General features: G+C 43.2%; 16 protein-coding genes and 2 pseudogenes. 9 read left to right on the top strand and 9 right to left on the bottom strand.

Annotated features, from left to right (window positions below):
- The first annotated feature begins 38 nt into the window (after nt 1-38).
- Both MAS10914_RS0125260 and MAS10914_RS35910 read left to right on the top strand, forming a co-directional pair.
- Nucleotides 39-248, top strand: coding sequence for a hypothetical protein (locus MAS10914_RS0125260; protein WP_017318734.1), 210 nt, complete (start codon nt 39-41; stop codon nt 246-248).
- A gap of 4 nt (nt 249-252) precedes the next feature.
- Nucleotides 253-345, top strand: a pseudogene (locus MAS10914_RS35910) (creatininase family protein); the annotation flags it as partial.
- A 210-nt stretch (nt 346-555) separates the two neighbouring features.
- Here MAS10914_RS35910 and MAS10914_RS0125255 read toward each other — a convergent pair.
- The 5 genes and pseudogenes from MAS10914_RS0125255 to MAS10914_RS0125235 form a co-directional block, all read right to left on the bottom strand.
- Nucleotides 556-1,170 (bottom strand): Uma2 family endonuclease, encoded by a 615-nt coding sequence (locus MAS10914_RS0125255; RefSeq protein WP_026082808.1) that lies wholly within the window; start codon nt 1,168-1,170, stop codon nt 556-558.
- A gap of 307 nt (nt 1,171-1,477) precedes the next feature.
- The gene (locus MAS10914_RS35905) at nt 1,478-3,742 is read right to left on the bottom strand and encodes an SUMF1/EgtB/PvdO family nonheme iron enzyme (protein ID WP_017318732.1); all 2,265 of its coding nucleotides are present in this window, start codon (nt 3,740-3,742) and stop codon (nt 1,478-1,480) included.
- 17 nt (nt 3,743-3,759) lie between these two features.
- Nucleotides 3,760-4,143, bottom strand: coding sequence for a Pepco domain-containing protein (locus MAS10914_RS0125245; protein WP_017318731.1), 384 nt, complete (start codon nt 4,141-4,143; stop codon nt 3,760-3,762).
- A gap of 441 nt (nt 4,144-4,584) precedes the next feature.
- Nucleotides 4,585-5,886, bottom strand: a pseudogene (locus MAS10914_RS33205) (amino acid permease).
- A 136-nt stretch (nt 5,887-6,022) separates the two neighbouring features.
- Complete coding sequence (locus MAS10914_RS0125235) at nt 6,023-7,216, bottom strand: Coenzyme F420 hydrogenase/dehydrogenase, beta subunit C-terminal domain (RefSeq protein WP_017318728.1); 1,194 nt, start codon at nt 7,214-7,216, stop codon at nt 6,023-6,025.
- Nucleotides 7,217-7,397: 181 nt separating this feature from the next.
- Between MAS10914_RS0125235 and MAS10914_RS0125230 the strand changes: the two genes are divergently transcribed.
- The 4 genes from MAS10914_RS0125230 (at nt 7,398) to MAS10914_RS0125215 (ending at nt 15,137) form a co-directional block, all read left to right on the top strand.
- On the top strand, nt 7,398-8,525 hold the full coding sequence (locus MAS10914_RS0125230; protein ID WP_017318727.1) for a PspA/IM30 family protein: 1,128 nt from the start codon (nt 7,398-7,400) through the stop codon (nt 8,523-8,525).
- Nucleotides 8,526-8,693: 168 nt separating this feature from the next.
- On the top strand, nt 8,694-10,532 hold the full coding sequence (locus MAS10914_RS0125225; RefSeq protein WP_017318726.1) for a DnaJ domain-containing protein: 1,839 nt from the start codon (nt 8,694-8,696) through the stop codon (nt 10,530-10,532).
- A 1,582-nt stretch (nt 10,533-12,114) separates the two neighbouring features.
- Nucleotides 12,115-13,563, top strand: coding sequence for a glycoside hydrolase 100 family protein (locus tag MAS10914_RS0125220; RefSeq protein WP_017318725.1), 1,449 nt, complete (start codon nt 12,115-12,117; stop codon nt 13,561-13,563).
- A 191-nt stretch (nt 13,564-13,754) separates the two neighbouring features.
- The gene (locus MAS10914_RS0125215; protein WP_026082806.1) at nt 13,755-15,137 is read left to right on the top strand and encodes a 16S rRNA (cytosine(967)-C(5))-methyltransferase; all 1,383 of its coding nucleotides are present in this window, start codon (nt 13,755-13,757) and stop codon (nt 15,135-15,137) included.
- 141 nt (nt 15,138-15,278) lie between these two features.
- Here MAS10914_RS0125215 and MAS10914_RS34645 read toward each other — a convergent pair whose 3' ends face one another.
- Nucleotides 15,279-15,509: a hypothetical protein gene (locus MAS10914_RS34645; protein WP_156818240.1), complete on the bottom strand. Its 231-nt coding sequence runs from the start codon at nt 15,507-15,509 to the stop codon at nt 15,279-15,281.
- A 25-nt stretch (nt 15,510-15,534) separates the two neighbouring features.
- Between MAS10914_RS34645 and MAS10914_RS0125210 the strand changes: the two genes are divergently transcribed.
- Nucleotides 15,535-15,957: a tellurite resistance TerB family protein gene (locus MAS10914_RS0125210; RefSeq protein ID WP_017318723.1), complete on the top strand. Its 423-nt coding sequence runs from the start codon at nt 15,535-15,537 to the stop codon at nt 15,955-15,957.
- 304 nt (nt 15,958-16,261) lie between these two features.
- Here MAS10914_RS0125210 and psb35 read toward each other — a convergent pair whose 3' ends face one another.
- Both psb35 and MAS10914_RS0125200 read right to left on the bottom strand, forming a co-directional pair.
- Entirely contained in the window at nt 16,262-16,489 is a 228-nt protein-coding gene (psb35, locus tag MAS10914_RS0125205) for a photosystem II assembly protein Psb35 (protein WP_026082805.1), read from the bottom strand.
- A 167-nt stretch (nt 16,490-16,656) separates the two neighbouring features.
- On the bottom strand, nt 16,657-16,881 hold the full coding sequence (locus MAS10914_RS0125200) for a hypervirulence associated TUDOR domain-containing protein (RefSeq protein ID WP_017318721.1): 225 nt from the start codon (nt 16,879-16,881) through the stop codon (nt 16,657-16,659).
- A gap of 427 nt (nt 16,882-17,308) precedes the next feature.
- Here MAS10914_RS0125200 and MAS10914_RS0125195 point away from each other — a divergent pair, with 427 nt between their 5' ends.
- The gene (locus MAS10914_RS0125195) at nt 17,309-18,424 is read left to right on the top strand and encodes an RRXRR domain-containing protein (protein WP_017317152.1); all 1,116 of its coding nucleotides are present in this window, start codon (nt 17,309-17,311) and stop codon (nt 18,422-18,424) included.
- 56 nt (nt 18,425-18,480) lie between these two features.
- Nucleotides 18,481-19,065, top strand: coding sequence for an LOG family protein (locus tag MAS10914_RS0125190; protein WP_026082804.1), 585 nt, complete (start codon nt 18,481-18,483; stop codon nt 19,063-19,065).
- Between the two features lie 81 nt (nt 19,066-19,146).
- On the opposite strand, the gene MAS10914_RS0125185 is transcribed toward MAS10914_RS0125190, so the two are convergent.
- On the bottom strand, nt 19,147-20,385 hold the full coding sequence (locus MAS10914_RS0125185) for a DUF445 domain-containing protein (protein WP_017318719.1): 1,239 nt from the start codon (nt 20,383-20,385) through the stop codon (nt 19,147-19,149).
- Nucleotides 20,386-20,396: the final 11 nt, after the last annotated feature.

The raw sequence follows: 20,396 nt of genomic DNA, 5'->3' as shown, positions 1-20,396 counted from the left end.
TAACGCATCTTATAACTATTACGAAAGGAACTGATCAGATGAAAATTAGAGGAATTAAACGCGGTAAAACCATTGAACTATTAGAGCCTATGGATAGTATACCAGATGGAGCAGAAATTCTAGTTGATTTAGAACCTTCTTCCACTAAAGGTGCTGAAGTTAAAAAATCTCTAACGGATGAGGAGAAACTAAAAAGACTCAATCAATTGTTTGGCGTTTGGAAAGATCAGCCTGGGTTAATATTGTAACTAAAAAAAAGGCGATCGCATTCTCGAATCTGTGTCTGGTGGCTGGGTGCAAGTTATAAAAGATGTGTATGCTTTTCAACAGCCACAACCTGAATAAGCTGGTAAACATTTTGTGAGAATGGTGTGTAGACTATTGGCATCAGAACTATAGTAATTTACCGCACAGAATATTATACGATCGCACAATCCAATACAGTCATTATGGTTGCGATCGCCTTAAGATGTCCGCTCCGTGCGATCGCCCAACTACCAATTCAAAATATCCTACCCGTCGCCTGAACTTCAGTCAACGAAAGCCGAGAATCTGTCAAGCTGCTTGAAAAACTTGTTCGGCGGTTAACGCCAGTTCTGGAAATGTCGGAGATTGAATGCGCTCTCCTCCTCTAAACTGAGTCACTTGATACTCACCTTCAATCAACTGGTACACTGAGAGAGTCGGCTGCTTGGGGTTGCCAATAAACGCTCGTCCGCCTAATGCTGCGTAATCCACAATCCAGTATTCAAGGATACCCATTTCCTCGTAGTCAGCAAGTTTTTTGTGATAATCGTCACGCCAATTACTGCTAACAACTTCAACCACCAAGGGGATTGATCCTGCGTCCGATACAGTTGACGCTTGTTTCCACAGAGGTTCGTTGATGAGATGGGGACGATTTAATAACAGCACATCTGGTGAATAAGCTGATTTGCCGGAAATTGGCTTAATGAACGCGGTTTTGGGGATGAAATAAGGAAGATTCAAGCGACAGTATTCTACGACTATTTCTCCGACCAAAAACCCCACAACCTCTTCATGATCGCCTGTTGGTGATGGCATCTCAACAATGACTCCATCATACAATTCATAGCGTCGTTGCGAATTCTCTGGATACCAGGCAATAAATTCATCAAAGGTTACTTGTTTGGTTAAAGCTTGAGTCACTTGTCCTCCTTTTTCGCTAGTTCCAGGTTGAGCCAGATGCACCATACATACATTGAGAATTCTTTTATTTTAGGTGAGTTTTTCCTGTTAATAACTCTTGCATCATTCCCTGTTAGAGGTTTTTATATTTACCAAAGCGATTTAATATTTTGTATGCCTCTACCGTTGCCAATGACAAGAACTCAAAGCTTGCTTGTGTTTATGCTGTTAATTTTGTAAAAAATAAATTTAGATCGCTCCGCTCCGCTACGCTTGCACAGAGTAAAGGAAAGAAGAGAAAAGGGGAAAAGTGCAAAAGTGTCAAGGGCTAAAAAGTCCTCCCGAACGCGCAGACAACACGAAAACCAACATAGTCGTCGATGTCGTCGCGCTCCGCCCTAAGGTCGAGGCGAGACGCGGAACGGCAGAAGACAGGACCGTCGTACCAGGAACCGCCCCGCAGCACTTGTATTTGATTATCATTCTCAACCCACGCCCTGCCATCAACAGGCGCTCCTTTATAGTTGTCATGCCAATTATCTTGACACCATTCCCAGACATTCCCGTGCATATCGTATAATCCAAACGCGTTGGGCGGAAAACTTCCTACTTCTGTTGTTTGTTGTCGATATTCGCCTTTTGGTGCAGAAGCGTAAGTGTAGTTACCGTTATAATTTGCTAAATCCGTTGTCAGAGTCTCACCAAAGTGGAAAGGTGTTGTCGTCCCTGCCCTACAAGCGTATTCCCACTCTGCTTCACTAGGTAATCTATAGGTACGTCCTGTCTTTTGGCTGAGTTTTTTGCAAAAATCCATTGCATCATTCCAGGACACTTTTTCTACAGGACGTTTCGCTCCGATAAAATTAGACGGGTTTTTACCCATCACTTGCTGATACTGTTCCTGGGTGACTGCAAACCTGCCCATAAAAAAAGTAGGCACCTTTACCGTGTGCTGTGGTCCTTCACTTTCCCTTCGACCGTTTTCTCCTGGTGGCGAACCCATTGTAAAAGAACCAGCAGGAATCTCAACCATCTCTAGAGTTACGTTATTACCCAAGTCCTGGCTAAAAAACTTTGCCTGACCTGGGCGGCGATTAATTTCCTTTCCACGTTCATCTACCGTCACTACTTCAAAGTTAAAACTTTGTAGCGAAATAGGTTTGTAAATTTCATGACCTATCACGGCTGTCACTAAGCCTGCACCTCCCAAGCCAGCCAACTGCAAAAACCGTTTTCGGCTTATTCGCAATGGAGTTGTAATAGTTGTGGCTTGTTGCTGCCGGCGTCTTTCTACCTCCTGTTGCTTCAGCTGTTCTGCTTGCTGCTGTCGCCGTAATCTCTCTGCTTCTTGTTGCTGCCTTATTCTCTCTTCTTCCTGACGTTTTCTGTACTCCGCTTCCTTCTGGACAATAATTGGCTGTTCAATCTGCGATATTTCTTCATTACTAAGTTGCAGAGATTGTTGTAAATTTCTTAACCTCCCACGAGTTGACTCACCCAGAGGAAATTCTTGCTCAATTGCTTTAGTGAAGTCTTGTTTGTAACGAACTAAATTCTGGCGGTGCGCTTTCGCCTGTTGAGCAATTTGTGATTCTTGGGTGGGTTCAGAAGTTACTGACCTCTCTCCGCTTCGCAACGAAGTCATAGGCTCAGAAATTGAGATTATAGGTTCAGAGCTTCCTCGTTGGCGCAGGACAATCCTTTCAATAGCATCAACTGCATCCCAATCACCACGAGATGCTGCCAAAACCCTCACCCATAATTGTTTTGCTAATGACAAATCCCCTCTATTTTCAGCTAAAGATGCCTGGTACTTCAATGGTTGTACATCTTTGAGAGTGGCAGATTGCTCCAACAGAATATAGTACATTTTGTGGGGCGGCTCTGCCTTGAGATAAGGATTCTGTTTGGGCTTCCTATAATCAGCATTAACTTGTGGAACTTGACGCTTCAAATGTTCATAGAGACGTTCTACTGTGGCACAATTCGCTTCTCCCTGTAGCCGCAGTCCTGCTAACAGCGTATAAGTAAATGACCCATGTTGTAATTCATCAATTTCCCAAGATTGTTGATGAGCAGTGCAGGAATAGAATGTAATCACTCCCTGATGCTCATCTATCCCAATTCCTAATCCCCCACGACTTCCTTGATCTCGGCAAGCATCTAAAAACAATACTACGTTATCTGCTCCGCTACGGCGTAATCGTTGTGTTATGTAATCAACAGAGAGAGCTGTATGTTCTACATCTGTTGGATCACTGTCCGAAAGCATGAGATAATCTTGGTCTGCCGAACGCCTACCATGACCAGCAAAGAAGAACCAGAAGTTATCTTCTGGTTTTAACAAAGGTTTTTCAGTGTTCTCGAACTGTGCTTGCAAAAATCGCCGCAGGCGACCAAAAGTCGGTTGGGTTTGTATGGGTGGAGTGGTTGGTATGGGGGGCGAATCTTCTGTAAACAAGAAAACTGACTCAAACTGAGCTTCCTCTCTCAGCCACTTAGCCATCACTTCAGCATCTCGCTTGGCATACTTAAGTGGTTGGAGGTTATCGTAATTGTTTATCCCAACAACAATTGCCCAGTTCTTGCCCATTTTAACTTAGGTGCTGATTATTTTCGCTTAAATTTAAAGGTCATAGCGCCTTTACCCCCAGCTTTACCACCAACGCCAAACAAGCTGACTTTTCCTTCTCCATTGATTTCCACTGATAGCTGAACTTCATCAAGCTGCATTTTGGAACTAGGTTGGTCAGCTTCATCAAGTATTTCTTTCATTGCTTGCAGAAATCCTTGCATTTCCTCCTTAAGTTTGGTGACTTCTACTGCTCTGTGTTTCGTGTTGACGGCTTCTTCAGTTCTTTCAACTTCCCTTGTCGTTTCTCCTAGTCTTCCTCCTATATCATGACCACTTCTGGAACCAGTTGTCGTCTCTGTTTGGGATGTTTCTTCAACAATAATCCAGATTTTTTCAGGGGTTGAGATTTCTTGTGACATAGGATAAGTTGTTAATCAGCTTTTTGAGATGACTAGTCCAAACATTGTCATTATGAAGCTCTTCATACTAAGTCCGGATCTAATGCTCCCTTTATAATTTAGTCCGCGTAGGCGGACTTTGTTTGTGTAGCCGCGATTTCTAATCGCCTGGACTAAAAGGGGCTTTGGTTGTGAAAACCAAGGGCTATAATCAGTATTAACACGTAAAATTCCAATAAGCAAAGAAAAATCAGCCTATTGGAACAGGACTTACGCAAAAATAACGTAATTCCGTCATTACGAGCGATAGCGAAGTAATCTCCCCTGACGCTGGGATTGCTTCCCTACACTCCGTTCCGGTCGCAATGACAATATCGGTGTTGCGTAAGTCCTATGGAAGTTGATAGTGGCAGCAAGAGAATTGCTAAGGGTTGAGCGATCGCCTACATTACAGTATTAAAATCACCACATTGACACAACTTGTTTCCCAATCAAAGCTAACGCTACACTAATCATCACAATCAGCGTCACCTGACGACCAGGAACTAGCCGTTGACTTATACTGTTTGATTGTTCTTGTTCTTGACGTTGCTTCCAACTCATCAGTGCAGGAATAATCCCACCCAACACTGATATACTGAACGTCCCAGCATAATCTAAAGCAGTCAAGAAAATACTAGGATTGAGCGCCCCTATACTCATAGGTGGAATAAGAATGAGTGAATACACTGGTAGGCGCGATGGTTTGTGAGGTGCAACAGGTACAATATCCTGAAAGAAATCTAGCAAACCGTACACAAATCCAATAAATGATGTCACAATAGCAAACTCAGAGAAAAAGGATACTAACACTCCTAACTATTCTCCCGCACCACCATCGCGTAGAATTTGCAGTGGGTCAAAAGTTCCACCTCCAGAAATGCCCTGTATCATATCAGGACTCACGCTTCCCAAAATCACAGCATTCCAAGCCAAGAACATGATCAAGGGAATCGCAGAACCAATGACAATGCTTTGACGTATCTTGCGGGCATCTCCTTCCAGTTGAGTGGCAACTGTTGGCACAACGTTATGGTAAAATAGCGCAACCAGCATGACTGGAACGGATGCAGGAAGGGCTGCCCAATCTTGAAATAAGAAAGAGGCAGTTTTAAGATGTGTTACGCCTAGCAATAAAAGTCCGAGAAAAGATGTTAGGACAATTGCCACAAAGGCGCTATTTAATTTCTCCACAAATCTTTCTCTGCCAAGATACATAATGCCGCCAAATATGAGGGTAAACGTTGTTGTCCCTACCCAAGTCGGCAAAACATTCTGTAAACCCAGCACTTTTTCAACAGCGGAGACTAAAATCTCTCCACCTTGAGCAACATACGCTACAAGTAAGGCGTAGTGCAAGAACAAATACGCACCAGCAGCAAAGCGCGCACTCAGCCTCCCAAGCGTCCTCTCAACCATCACCAAAAAACCTAAACTCGGACGCCCCACAAAACGCATCGTGTTTAAAGTGACTTCTGCAATCAAAAGACCAGAGACTAAAGCGTACAGCCAAACAGCAACAAGTAGAACTGTTGATGGCACAACACCAGATGGCAGAGTCACTGCAGGCAATGCGAGAATACCAGCACCAACCGTCGTTCCAGCAACAAGAGCAGTACTTCCTAAAACACTACCTGGTTGATGATTGAGCTTATTGTTATGGAGTTCGAGGTTAGAAAACAATCGAGTGACTTGTGGGGTATCCGACTTGAGAACAGCCTTCATATGGGTCTTGCCAAGATACTCACATTCTGAAACAATTTGAAACAGAATATTAACTAATTTTAACGTATTTTAGCAAAAACTCTTGCAAGACTTCCTCATGGTGCTGCCTCCCTGACTTGCTCTACTCCTGTTGTTTTTACTCCGGTAACTGATATTGTCCAACGATGCGCTTGGCAAACTCTGGAACGTGTCCCTCTAATTTCTCTGGGTGATTCCGCTTCACATAGAGATAATTACGAGTAAAGTGAGAATCAATCGAGAAACGACCGTACTCCAAGCCTTTAGGACCTATTCTTTCGATAACGACACCCATAAGTTTTGCTGCCCACATGGGGAGGGTCACACCTTTATCGTATGCAGGTATACTTTGTTGGATTGCTGCTTTGCGATCGCCCTTCGACATGACAGGCTGGGTTTCCAGTTGGTCTTTCACCAAATCCAGCATTTCCTTGCCTTGTTCATTTCTTACCACAATCCATTGCCACCCGAAAGGTGCGCCCATGTAACCCACCACCAAATCTGCTAGAGAATTAACATAGTCAAAGCAACTCATGCACGAAGGGGCAAAAACATCTTTGAGTTGGTTCGTTTTCAGTCCAAAAAAAGGCACTGTTTCGCTTGAACCATCCTCATGTTTGAAGTGAACCCGAAAGTCTTGCATGAATTCGTAATGCACGACTGTGTCAGGCGATTTGCTGGTGGTTTCTAAGAATTTTTGCAGTCCAGCGCGGTTAACATTATCTACACAGGGCGTACCTAAAACGTAAAGTTTTTCTAAGCCAAGTTGTTTTTCAACAGCTCGTAATGCCTGAATTTGACACCCAACACCAATCACCAACAGTCGCTTCAACCCGGATTTTTCCACCTGTTCCAATACTGAAAGGTTTGGTGAAAGTGTTGGTTTATTTACCTTAGCTGCCAGTATTTCTTCTGGGGTACGAGCGATGACGGGCATAGGTTGAAAGCGGTCTTCTTTGGTGTTTTGTACACAAACAACACCTTCTACAATGCCGCGATTGAGCATTTCAATAGCAATGGTACTTACAATTCCCGTCCATTGTGCCCCAGGAATCGGCTGCTGTTTCCGCGCCGCCATCATGTCTTGATGAACACCAAAGTATAACTCATCAGGATTTTCTAAATCACGGGAGCGAGTATGCGTCTGTTCTTCAAGTTCGTCTATTTGTTGATTGATAAAGGCGCAAGCTTCCTTGACATAGTGAATATAGTATGTATCGCACAGTCCGCACTCGCTACAGAGTTCTTTAGCAGGGCGACGGCTACCGGGTTTGAGGGCTTTGGCTTTTTGGTGAGGAGACAACGAGGTCATATTAAGAGCAGTTTATTAACTAGAAAAATAAGATATCCCAAGGCTTTACTTTACACAAACTTTAGAAGCATTAAGCAAGTGTTCATTGATTCTTACGAAGCTGTAACAGTTCACTAGCCTAAACTAGCGGTGGTACAAATTGCTGTTTAAAAGCTTGACAGGCTAAAGGAAATATAGAGCTATGGAACAACTGTTTCACCGCATTAGCCAAATGGTTAAGGCTGAACTAAACCATATTAATAGTGAAATTGACATAGATAAATATAAAGGTGCTACTGCTACTGCGTTTGCGGCGATAGGAGGCATAGCTGGTGCTTCTATTGGCAAAATAGGAATATTGGCAAAAGGTGCTGGTTTTAGCGTTGGTGCTGTTCCCTTGACTGCTGCTGGTGCCTTAACTGGTCTTGCCTTATATGAAGCTATCAGAGCAATAGTAGAGGGGGATGCTTCGTCTGCTGGCGCAGCAGCAATTGGATCTGCCGCAGGTGCTGGTGTTTCTGCTGCCATTGGCGGTGTAGGAGTAGCCATAGGGGGAACAGCCTTTGGTGTTGGCATGGCTTCTATGGCAGCTGCTGGATCTGTCGCTGGGCTTAGTATAGCTGCTTTGAATCAACTACTTCAACAAGGAACTGACCCAGAAAAGCTGCTAGACTTGGCTATTGAGGATATGCAGGAAGACTTGCTCAAGTTGCGTCAGGCTGTAATCCCAGTCATAGCGGCTCAAAAACGCACTCTGCAACACTACGAACAAGCCCAAGCTGAAGAGAAAAAGTGGCAACGCCGCGCTTTGCTGGCTGTGCAAAAAGGCGATGATAATCTGGCACGGCAAGCACTGGAGCAAAAGAAGATTTTTACTGAGAATGCTAATACCCTCAAAGTTAACTTGGATGAGCAAACCGCTCTAGTGGATAGCCTCCAGAGTAAGCTATTCGCCTTTGAAACTAAGGTTTCTGAAGCAAAGGCGAAAAAGGCAATGCTCAAGGCGCGGATAGCCGCCGCCAAAGCCGAAGCGCAACTGCACACTGTTGGGCGGCTGGGTAGTAGCAGTGCGATGGCTGCCTTCGAGCGAATGGAAGAAGAAGTCTTGCTGCAAGAAGCTCGTGCCCAATCGGCAGCAGAATTGGCTGGTGCGGATTTAGAAAGCCAATTCGCCGCTTTGCAATCTAGTGGCAACGTTGATGATGAATTGGCAGCTTTGAAAGAGCAAATGGTACACGGACTTGCCACATCGCCAAAACAAGCACAACCTTGTGAGCAAGTAGTTGATCAAGAGTTGGAAGCGCTGCGAAAACAATTGGATGAAATGTAACTAATACATTCCTTATCCGAAAGGTTTTAAAAAGCTACCGAAGAGCGCACCTTATACCTTTAAACAAGCTTTAAGAAAACTAAGAAAAATTTCATTGTTTCTTCCCCAAGAGCAACAGTTCTCTCATTTAGTTTATATGTAATATTTTTGAGCATAATAGATAAAATAGTGACAAAACATCCTCCCAACCCACTGCAAAAACTGGTGCGTGGCGTAATTCGGGATTTGATTCATCAGGCTAATAGTCAAAAGTCTGATAAACCAAAAAAGACAGCTGGTATTTCCGCAACAGTAGGTGGGATGGGATTAGCGGGAGGATTTGGAGCAGTCGGAATTGGGACGGCGCCTGTAGTCGGTGCTGGCGGTGTCGTTGGTGCAGCGGTATATGGCGCTTTCAAGGCAATAGCAGAGGGAGATGCTGTTGCTTTCGGTGCTTTGGGAGTTGGTGCCATAGGCGGCGCTAGTGTTTCTAGCGTTGTCGGCGGTATGGGATTAGTTGCACCCAAAATAGGTTTAGCTGTTGGTATTGGGACAATACCTATGGCAGCAGTTGGTGCTGTGGTTGGACTCGCTGCTTATGGTATTGCCAAGCTACTGGACGAGTCTGGAACTGCGGAAACTCCAGCACAGGTTTTTGACCGGATGGAAGAAAAAGTCTTGCAGATGGAAGCCTATTCCGCAGCAGTAATGGAGTTAGAGGCATTTTTATCTGGTGAAAACCTCAACCAAAAATTTGCAGCCTTGGAAGTTGAGGATGAGTTACAGATGCTTAAGGCTGAAATAGACAAAGAAACTGAAACAAACTCCTCCCCATCTGTAAAGTCTGAAATTTCTGCCCCTAACATTGAAACAAAAGTAGTATCCCTAAACACTCAGCTACCCGAAACTTGGAGATGTGTACAGACTCTCAAGGGACACACAGCCGCAGTAAATGCGATCGCCATCAGTCCTGATGGTCAAACTCTAGCTAGTGGAAGCAATGACACAACTGTTAAGCTGTGGAACTTGAAGACAGGAACATGGCTTTACACTTTCGCTGGGCAAGAAGAGGCTGTTTTATCTGTTGCTATCAGTCCCGATGGTAAGATACTTGCCAGTGGCAGTGTCGCTCGCAAAATCAGCTATTGGTATGTAGATACAAAAAAATTTCTCCGTACATTCTTTTATTTGAACTCTCCCTACAGTCATACTGGCTTTGTTTACTCAGTTGCCTTCAGCCCTGATGGCAAAATTCTTGCCAGTGGCAGTGGCGATAAGAGTATTAGACTATGGGGACGATACACAGGAGAAGTAAAACGTACCTTGAATGGACATTCAGACACCGTTTTGTCTATTGTCATCAGTCCTAATGGCAAAATCCTTGCCAGTGGTAGTACCGATCAAACTATTAGACTTTGGGATTTAAACAATTGGGGACAAAGCCGTATTCTTACTGAACATTTGGAAGCAGTTAATACAGTTGTTATTAGTCCTGATGGTGAAACTTTAATTAGTGGTAGTACAGACACTACAATCAAACTGTGGAATCTTCACAGTGGCGAATTGCTTCACACTCTGACTGGACACTCGACGGCGATTGTGTCCCTTGCCATCAACCCTGATGGTCAAACCCTCGCCAGTGTTAGCACAGACGGTATCATCAATATTTGGAATTTACGGACTAGGAAACTACTACAACAACTTTCTGGACGAGGTTGTGTTGCCTTCAGTCCTGATGGAAAGACATTGGTGAGTGGGGGTGAAGGGGGTATCATCAAGATTTGGCGTCAAATGCTTAGTAGTGATAAATCCATCCCTGAATCTGTGCTGTTTGGGCAATGGTGGGAAGTCTTGGGCGTAGATAGAGCTGCTTCTCCAAAGGATGTTAAGGGTGTTTACCTTAGATTAGCAAGGCGGTATCACCCTGATGTAAACGGTTCTACCAATGCAAAAGCTGCAATGCAAGCAATTAATCAGGCTTATAAAGAGTACCGGCAGAAAGTTAACGCTCTAAATTTGATACGTTAACGAACAATTTTTTACTCAATCGCTTTATAGGAAATATGGACAGTGCGATCAGCGTTGGTAAATGTCCCGTTTTCTCACCCCAAATCAGTGCAGGCAACACCACATCTGCTGGTTGAGCGTTTCCGTCTCACATAAAGGAAGTGATGCTTATTTATACTTATCTAGAAAAAACTTAGGAGAAATAGACAAGAGCTAATGTAGCTACGTATATACACTCATTTTTTACAGAAATTTTACAATAAATTTTAAATAATTTACGGATTAACACTGAACAAAAATAGTTTTCTTGGGCTACTATGTATATATGCATACTAATTTATTTCATTTTTTTAGTTAAAAATAATGAAATAAATCATAAAGAATTTTTAAGTAAGAGTTCTAGTAGGGTGGGTGTGTCTAATAATGAGTTTTGTGAAGCCAATTACAACCTTTCTCATCCATTGTAGTAATTGGTACATAATGTGATTCGAGATGAAATTAGTCTCGCTCAGGGTCAGAAGGCTAGTCAGTCTAAACAGTCTGAGATTTAAAAGTCCGCTTTTAAATCACAATTTACATTGAATCAACGTAATATAATAGGATTCTCCTGTAGAGGAAGTACCCAAGTTGTGCCGCCATTATAGAAAAGCGGTATGTATCTTTTTTTAGGGTGTACTTTTATGGGTGTCTACACTTACTTATATTCACACATCACTAACTGTTACAGTTTTGTATGCAGAAGGCTGCTACTACTTTCTCGTTTTTCCAGAAAGCAGTCAGCCTAATGGTTTAACGGATTCTCATTCTATGAAAATACTAAATAATGGGGTATATCGCGAATAGGTCTCGAACGCTATTACACAAAGAGTGGATTTAGCTTTCGCTAAACTGCTTCGTTACTATTGCCAAGGCAAATTATAAAGATTTTTTGCTGTTTCAAAAATTACTTGTTCTTCACTTGTGTTGCCTGTGAATTTTTCTCTCAGGCAGGGAGGGCGGAAAACCTGTATTTCGCCTCTACTCTTGTGCGCTTTATTTTATCTGTTTTACTTTTAGAATCTCATGCAAAGCAAATTGATGTAAAATACACAGCGCTTGATAAGAAGTGAGAGGTAAAATTTAAAAATCGTATTGCATCTTGTGAAAATTTGTTATAAATTCTTATCATATGGGCGTGGGCACATCATTTCATTCATAGTCAGAATAATCTCTAGCTGTTTTAAGTAATTTTACTTAAATAACATTTGCAAAATATCCAAACATTACATAGTAGTTGAGATATGTATTTGTTTGGTAAAACAAAAATTGTTGGAGTTCAAACAGAACAGCAATGATGAAAAAATAGAGTTTATGTGACTGTTTGATGTGAAAAAAACGACGGCTTTCATTTACAAAGAGATAATTAACAGAAAGAAAATAACTTTCAATTAAGCCGCGAAAAATGAGCAGCCAGAGCCGTAGTTGCTGCGAACATCTTGTAGCGGACTGTGTTTGCTATTTAATAAATTCAGCATTGTTATGATGAGAATAGCAGCCAGAAGTTAATCATTGGTGCATCTACAAATAAACCACAATCTACTAGATAAATGGAGTTGTTCCGGCAATGCAATTAGATGACTTGGTATCGAGTGACAGTATAGAACAAGAAGCATGGAGAGCACTAGAAAGCTCAATTCTCTACTATGGAGGTCGCCCTGTAGGGACGGTAGCTGCTTATGATGTAACGGTAGAGGCGCTGAATTACGACCAATGTTTTGTTAGGGATTTTGTATCTTCTGCTCTAATTTTTCTCATTAAAGGTAGAACAGATATTGTCCGCAACTTTTTAGAAGAAACCTTAAAATTACAGCCTAAAGAAAGGCAATTGAATGCTTACAAGCCGGGTCGGGGTTTAATGCCAGCTAGCTTTAAAGTTGTATCTGACGCTGAGGAAGAATATCTAGAACCCGATTTTGGTGAACACGCTATTGCGCGAGTCACACCTGTTGATTCCTGCTTGTGGTGGGTTATTTTATTGCGTGCTTATGTAGTTGCTTCAAAAGATTTTTCTCTGGCTTATCAACCTGAATTCCAAAACGGTATCCGATTAATTATGGAACTGTGCTTGGCAACTCGGTTTGATATGTACCCAACACTTTTAGTTCCAGACGGCGCTTGTATGATTGACCGTCGTATGGGTATATATGGACACCCGCTGGAAATTCAAGCTTTATTTTTTACAGCATTGCGTGCTGCTAGAGAGATGTTGATTTGTCAAGGTAACGAAGATATGGTGACAGCCATAGATAATCGATTACCGCTTCTACGCGCTCATATTCGCCAGCATTATTGGATGGATCTTCATCGGTTAAACAAGATTTATCGCTTCAAGAGTGAAGAGTACGGCAAAGCAGCTGCAAATCCCTTCAACATATATGCAGATTCGCTTCCATACTATGAATTGGACAAATGGCTGCCTAGAAAAGGTGGTTATCTTGTTGGTAATGTTGGACCTTCACAGCTAGATAATCGCTTCTTTTCTTTAGGAAATTTGATGGCTATTGTCTCAGATCTCGCCAGTGAAGAGCAATCACAAGCAATTATAAATCTCATCGAAGAGCGATGGGATGACTTGGTGGGAGATATGCCCATGAAACTTTGTTTCCCAGCTTTGGAAAACGACGAGTATAGAATTGTCACTGGATGTGACCCCAAAAATAGACCCTGGTCGTATCATAACGGTGGAAGTTGGCCAGTCTTATTGTGGTTGTTGTCGGCAGCTGCTGTGAAAACCAATAGAATGGAGCTTGCACATAAGGCTATCGAAATTGCCCAAGCACGCTTGCATCTTGACGAATGGCCAGAGTATTACGACGGTAAGAAAGGACGACTGATTGGCAAACAAGCCAGAAAATATCAAACCTGGACAATTGCTGGATTCTTGTTAGCAAAAGAATTATTGCGAAACCCTACATTTTTACCTTTAGTAACTTTTGCTCCATTTACTGTAGAACCTGCTTCGAGAGCTTGTGAGTTTGAACTTCCCAAGGTTGACACTATATTCATGGGATAAATCTTGTAATATAACTTAAAGTTCATTCTCATTAAAAAGAATCTTCCTCACACTAAGGTGCGTTACCCTCACGTAAGCGCACCTTATTAGTTCCATGCATTTCAATTGCACCGGCAAAACCGCTAGGATACAGGAGACTTGCTAGCATTGGCTTGTTCAATTTTAAATTTTGTAGACGCCCGAAGGGCTTCTTGGAAGATATTTTGATTTGCTTATCTCCCCGTCAACTAGCTTTTATTGCCTTGCGGGACGTTCACAAGGGCGCTTATGCTGATATTGCCCTAGACCGAGTGCTGCAAAAAGCAAATTTACCTGATACTGACCGCCGCCTAGTCACAGAATTAGTCTATGGTTGCACCAGAAGACAGCGTACCCTTGACGCCTTAATCGACCAATTGGGTAAAAAGAAATCCCACCAACAGCCGAAAGACCTTCGCACCATTTTGCATTTGGGCTTATACCAGTTACGATATCAAGAACGAATTCCTGAAAGTGCTGCTGTAAATACCACTGTTCAACTCGCTAAAGAAAATGGCTTTTCTGGACTAACGGGTTTTGTCAATGGTCTGTTGCGGCAGTATATCAGAGAAGTAAGCAAAGTTGGGGGAGAAAAGACTTCCTACCCTGACCCTCTCAAATTACCAAAAAACCCAGAGGAACGCTTGGGTATTTTGTACAGCTTTCCTGACTGGATTATTCAAGTTTGGGTAGAACAATTTGGTTTAGCACAAACAGAACAACTCTGTTTATGGATGAATAAAACTCCAGCCATTGACTTGCGGGTCAACCTCCTTCGCACCTCTACAGAAGAAGTTGCGGCGGCTTTAACATCTGTTGGTGTTTTGTGTCAACGTGTTCCTCACCTACCGCAAGCTTTAAGATTGATCAGTAACGCTGGTTCTATTCAAAATCTACCTGGTTATCACGAGGGTTGGTGGACTGTACAAGATAGTAGCGCTCAGTTGGTCAGTCATTTACTCGACCCTCAACCAGGTGAGGTGGTGATTGATGCTTGTGCTGCACCAGGGGGGAAAACAACTCACATTGCAGAGTTGATGAGGGATGAAGGTAAAATTGTAGCGTGCGATCGCACTCCCTCTCGTTTAGTAAAACTCCAAAAAAATGCTCAACGGCTGAAGTTAAAATCCATTGAAATTTCCACTGGTGACAGCCGGAATTTGCCCTATCAAAACACTGCTCACCGCGTACTGGTGGATGCTCCATGCTCCGGTTTGGGTACTTTGCACCGCCATGCTGATGCTCGTTGGCGACAGACACCAGAAACTGTGGAAGAACTCTCTGTGCTTCAGAAAGAATTATTATCACAGACATCGTCTTTTGTCAAGCCTGGTGGTATACTCGTTTATTCCACCTGTACCCTGCATCCAAAAGAGAATGAAGAAGTGGTTTCGTCTTTTCTAGCTGAGAATCCAAATTGGGAAATTGAGCCTCCTAGTGTTGATTCCCCTGCTAGTGCATACTCCACCCCACAAGGATGGATTAAAGTCTTGCCACACCAACAGAACATGGATGGCTTTTTTATGGTGCGCTTACAGCAATTTTCGGGTAAATAGACCACACTGTAAGGGCGAACGGCTATTCGCCCCTACCAAAGATTGTGGTTCAAATATATGAAAAACGCTTCTTGGTTCAGCCTAGACCAGCGGTTGTGTCCAGCAAATAAAAATAGTTTGCTTCCCGAAAGTACCTGCACACTAAAATTGATCGCGTCTAACAATAAATGCGATCGCCATCGCTTCACGAGTGTGTGTTACCACTGACACACTATCAGGCTGACGGCAGCTGGTATTGCTGCCGTCAGCCTCATGTCGTATTGTTCCGGATGTAGCTGGTGGGCTTTCTGCTTCAATTTTTGTAAGCTTTTGTGGTGAAGGGGAAATAGGGAATGGGGAATGTGGAAAATAGGTAAGAAGACCAATTCCCAAGTCCTAATTCCTTGAGGAAAAATTAATGGTTAATAATTCCAATGTGACAAACTTGGTTAAAATCCTAATTGGAGCAGCTTGGATTGATGGCAGAATTCAGCCAGAAGAGAGAGAATATCTTCGCAAAATCGCTCAAGAAAAGGGTGTAGCTAACGAGCCAGAAATACAGCCTTTGCTGTATGAATTGGTTGCTGTGCAGCCAGAACAGTTTTACGAGTGGGTGAAGGAATATTTAGGCGATCGCCCTAGTACAGAAGATTGCCAAAACCTGATTGAAGCCATCAGCGGCTTAATTTACAGTGATGGTGAAGTGGCAACAGAAGAAGCAAGACTGCTAACAAAATTACAACAATTGTCAGGCACAAATGATTCAACCGAACCTGGGTATAATGGCATTCTCAAACAAATTCAAAAGCTTTACCGTCGTTGGGTTGAGGTTCAGAACTAAAAAAGCTCTGAGTTTTGAGGCATAAGTCCAACACATACCTGCGTTCTGAGCAATGAGGAGCTTTTTGCCTGGGGAGGTTTCCGAACTTGAAGAGCGACTGCGTTGCCCAAAGAAGTTGTAAGGTCCGAAGGAGATAGCAAGTGGTATGCGACAGGCGTTCCTGAGTAGGTCTTGTCTTTGTGCCACTTATTTTTTTGTTATCAAACTAAAAAAACAGAAGCTATGATACTCAGCGACGTCAAAGCCGCAACAAGGGAAACCTGCTAACGGCGCTATCTCCTCAGCACTCACAACTCAGGACTATCTAAGATTTCGGCTCACCCAGTCCTGGAGTCTCATCTTTGTCAACTTTAGGCACAAAGTCAGGACGGTCTTTATCTTCCCAACCGACAGGGCGCTTAGAGTTGTACCAAGCAATTGAGCCAATTGTGACAGCAGCAATAAAGCCAATAACATACACAGATGTGAAAGCCCAAGGAAATTGGTATGGTTCTTTGGCTGCTTGCGCTGCTGCTTCCATGAAAAGATACATAAGTATAACCTCCTAACAGTAAGCAACACTACTTAAGACCCTATAAAAAGAGCGTACCACCAACATCGACCCCTGGGGAGAGAGGGAGAGGAGAAGTGATGGAATAGGGGGTGTTTTATTCCTTAATTAAGGCGGTTTTAACTGTTTTGCGGTAAAAATAAAATAAACTATTTACTGTTGTCCTCGATTTTCTCAAGAGCATCAGGTTTGTGGGCTGCTTGTTTCCCAGTTTTGTCACTTTTAACCAAGTACTCAGGGTTATCTTCTGAGGCTGCAACGTGATGTCCTTTGATATCTGTGGCTGAGGTGAGTTTCTTTTCCACCTTACCAGTCGTTTCTCCTTGCGATGTATTCCATTTAACCTTATCGCCTTTGTTCAACTCGTCAGTCATGGGTTTTTGTGTTTAATGTTTTACACCGTAAATTATGTTTATGGTCTCAAAGGAATTAATCTGTCAATTGACGGAAAAGGTGAGATAAAACTTTTGTTTGTAGTGAGCGATTTATCGCTCTGTATAAGATTTTAAAGGGCTAAAGCTCTAACGCGCGAGTTTTTATTTAATTAAGCTACTTATTTTAAGAGGCAAACTGATTCAACTACCCCGCCCTGCCTAACGGCTGAGGACGGGGATTGCTAAGAACAAACTTAGCAACGCAAGTGTTGAATAGCCCACTGAGACTAACTGCGGTTAAAACTTCCAAATACTTCCCCAGTTTGGAAATACTTTAAGACCTTTTGTTAGGTCGTCGGGCCCTTGCCAAGACATCTGTAGTTAGTTGGGCGAGGGGACATCAACTCTGAAAGGAGAATTATCTTAAATGCGAATTCCGGTAATTTCAAAAGGTGGCAAACCACTCATGCCTACGACTCCTAGTCGTGCTAGACGTTGGATAAAGGATAGTAAAGCAATCAAAAAATGGTCAAAGCTAGGCGTATTCTACGTACAGTTAACCGTTGAACCAAGCAATACCAAGACTCAACCTATTGTTATTGGACTAGACCCTGGCAAGCTTTACTCTGGGGTTGGCGTCCAATCTTCCAGATTCACGTTGCTGATGTTGCACCTTGTCTTACCATTCAAAACCGTAAAAGACAGAATGGAGCAAAGAGCGATGATGCGACGTGGTCGTAGAGGGAGACGCATCAACCGCAAGTTGCCATATATTCAACGCGCTCATCGTCAAGCACGATTTGATAACCGCAAACAAAAGAAAGTTCCTCCTAGTATTCGTGCTAACAAAACGCTTGAACTACGGGTATTGAGCGAAATAGTCAAGCTTTATCCAGTTCAAGGCATCATTGTTGAACGTGTTATGGCACGAGGGGACAAAGGATTTAGCCCTGTCATGGTTGGGCAATTATGGTTACGTAAACAAGTAGAAAAGCAATTCAGTATTGAGCCGTCAACTATTCAGGGGTGGGAAACTTCTAACTTGCGTAAACAGTTAGGATTGCCCAAAGACAAACAAGACAAGTCACGCCAAACACCAGAAACTCACGCAGTAGATGGTGTCACAATTGCGGCTAGCCGTTGGGTTAAGTACGGAATAACGTCAATTAACGGTATGGGTTGGAAAGGTCAAATCAATATCACTCCCTCCCAATTTGTTATTGTTAAGCGCCCACCTGTTTCAAGTCGTCAACTACACCTCATGGTTCCGGCAAAAGGCGGAGTGAGGCGCAAGTATGGCGGGACCGTAACTCGTCACGGATTTCGGAAAGGTGATTACGTCGAAGCCACCCAAGGAGCTAAAACTTTTTGTGGATGGGTGAGTGGCGATACCGAAAAACAAGTTTCTGTAAGTGATGCGTCCTGGAAGCGTCTTGGACAATTCACTGCTAAGAAAGTCCGATTGATACAGCGAAGCACGGGGTTAATCGTGCTGTCAACTCGGAGATTGTCAAACCTCCTCCCGTTGAAGGAGTCGGTTTGACCCACTATCCCTCCCCGCCTTGCTTCGCTGAAGGCGGGGTCTCTCGTGGAAACAAGATGAAGTACGTCTGCGTGTTTTGCGGTTCTAGCATGGGTGTACAACCAGCTTATAAACAAGCTGCTCAAGCATTGGGCGAAGCATTAACACGACGGAAGTTGGGTTTGGTGTATGGGGGTGGTAATGTTGGGCTAATGGGTACAATTGCTGATGCCACTTTAGCAGCTGGTGGTGAGGTGATTGGGGTGATTCCAGATTTTCTGGTTGCTCAGGAAATTGCTCACACTGGACTGACGCAACTCCACATTGTCCAATCCATGCACGAACGCAAAACCATGATGGCGCAATTGTCTGATGCTTTTGTAGCACTTCCTGGAGGATACGGAACGCTGGAGGAGTTTTGCGAAATTCTGACTTGGGCACAATTAGGGTTACACCAAAAGCCTTTCGCTCTGTTTAATGTCAAGGGTTATTACGACCCTGTGCTAAAATTTTTCGACCAGGCTGTCACTGAAGAATTTTTACGTCCTATCCACCGTTCTCTAGTATTGGAAGCATCCGAACCAGAAAATTTACTGGATTTATTGGCGAATTATCAACCTAAAAATGTTGAGAAATGGATCACCAAAGAGGTGAAGCCTTGATAGAGAGACAAACTTTAAAAGACCAATCTAATCTCATCAAATGGCTTTAATTGCCTACCCTGGAAAAGCCAAGGTACGAGCCTATAACGATTGACTAAAGAGCAAAAATATGACTTGTACCAATCCCACAATAAAGCCTAAAACACCGCCTAAATTCACAATTGCCTGCAATTCGTTTTTGACAATTCCCTCAATTGCTGCTTCTAAATCAGCAGCTGATGTTGATTTTACACGGTCAACAATCACCTGGTCAATTGCCAAAATGGGGATGACCTGAGTCACAATTGCTTCTAAATCTCTCTCCAAATACCGCTCTAAAACAAGAGCCAGTTCTTTGCTGACGACTTCCAGCGAACTACTTACAACACCAGAGGTGCTGAGTCGATTCACCAGCAACATGGCAATATTCTCCCAATCAACGGAACTACCTAATCCTTGGAGTAAGTCGCTACCGCGTGTTTGCAGGTAATGGCGGACGCTTTCGCGTGTCGTTTTTCGCAGTTGCCTAACTGTGCCTATTGGCAAATTTTGTAAAGATAAACTGAGCAGAAATTGCTTGAGGCGATCGCGCACCTGCAACTGTTGAAGCAAGTCCTGCAAACGAGCATTGGTAGCGTCTTTTTCATCCAAGCAATAAGTCCGTAGTCGGCTCAAAGTATTGCGTAAGCCAAATAGATTTGCCACAACCCAATAAGTACCGCTGGTTTTTTCCCGAAAGCTTTCATCAATAGTTTGAATTGTGCGATCCGTCAAAAAGTCAATTATTGTCTGTCGCAGTACATCCGGCGGTATAACCACTTGCAACAACCAATCAGCAAGGCGAGTGGCTTGTTCCTCTGTAAGTTGAAAATCCAGTAATATCTGGTCAAAAATTTGATTGACCTGTGCTTCCAAAAAGTCTTCTCGCCGCGCCAACACCTTCAAAAGACGAGGTAAGGATTCCCCTAACAAATCCCGCAATATTCCCGACAAAATCTTGGCGGTTTTCTGCTCTTTATCAGATTTTAGTTGGTCAATTGCCAGTCGTAATATCCACAGAATTGCTCCTTGTACTCGTTCGGTTTGCAACAATCGCCGCGCCAGTTTTTGCAACTCCTCTGGAGTCAGCAGCGATCCCATGATTGTATTTGAGACATTCTTGGCAAGCCGTTCCTGGTTACGGGGAATCAATCCAGGCGTAAAAGGTACCCTTCGTCCACTGATGTAAATTGCACGGTAGGGACGGAATAACATTTTGATGGCTATATCGTTAGTAAAATAGCCAATAATTCCACCCACTACCGGGGGAGACACATAAAGCCAAAGGTGAGACCAATCCATTAGTTATTACT

This window comes from Mastigocladopsis repens PCC 10914, from assembly GCF_000315565.1.
In the GTDB taxonomy this organism is placed as follows: domain Bacteria; phylum Cyanobacteriota; class Cyanobacteriia; order Cyanobacteriales; family Nostocaceae; genus Mastigocladopsis; species Mastigocladopsis repens.
This window is presented reverse-complemented; position numbering and strand designations above follow the sequence as displayed.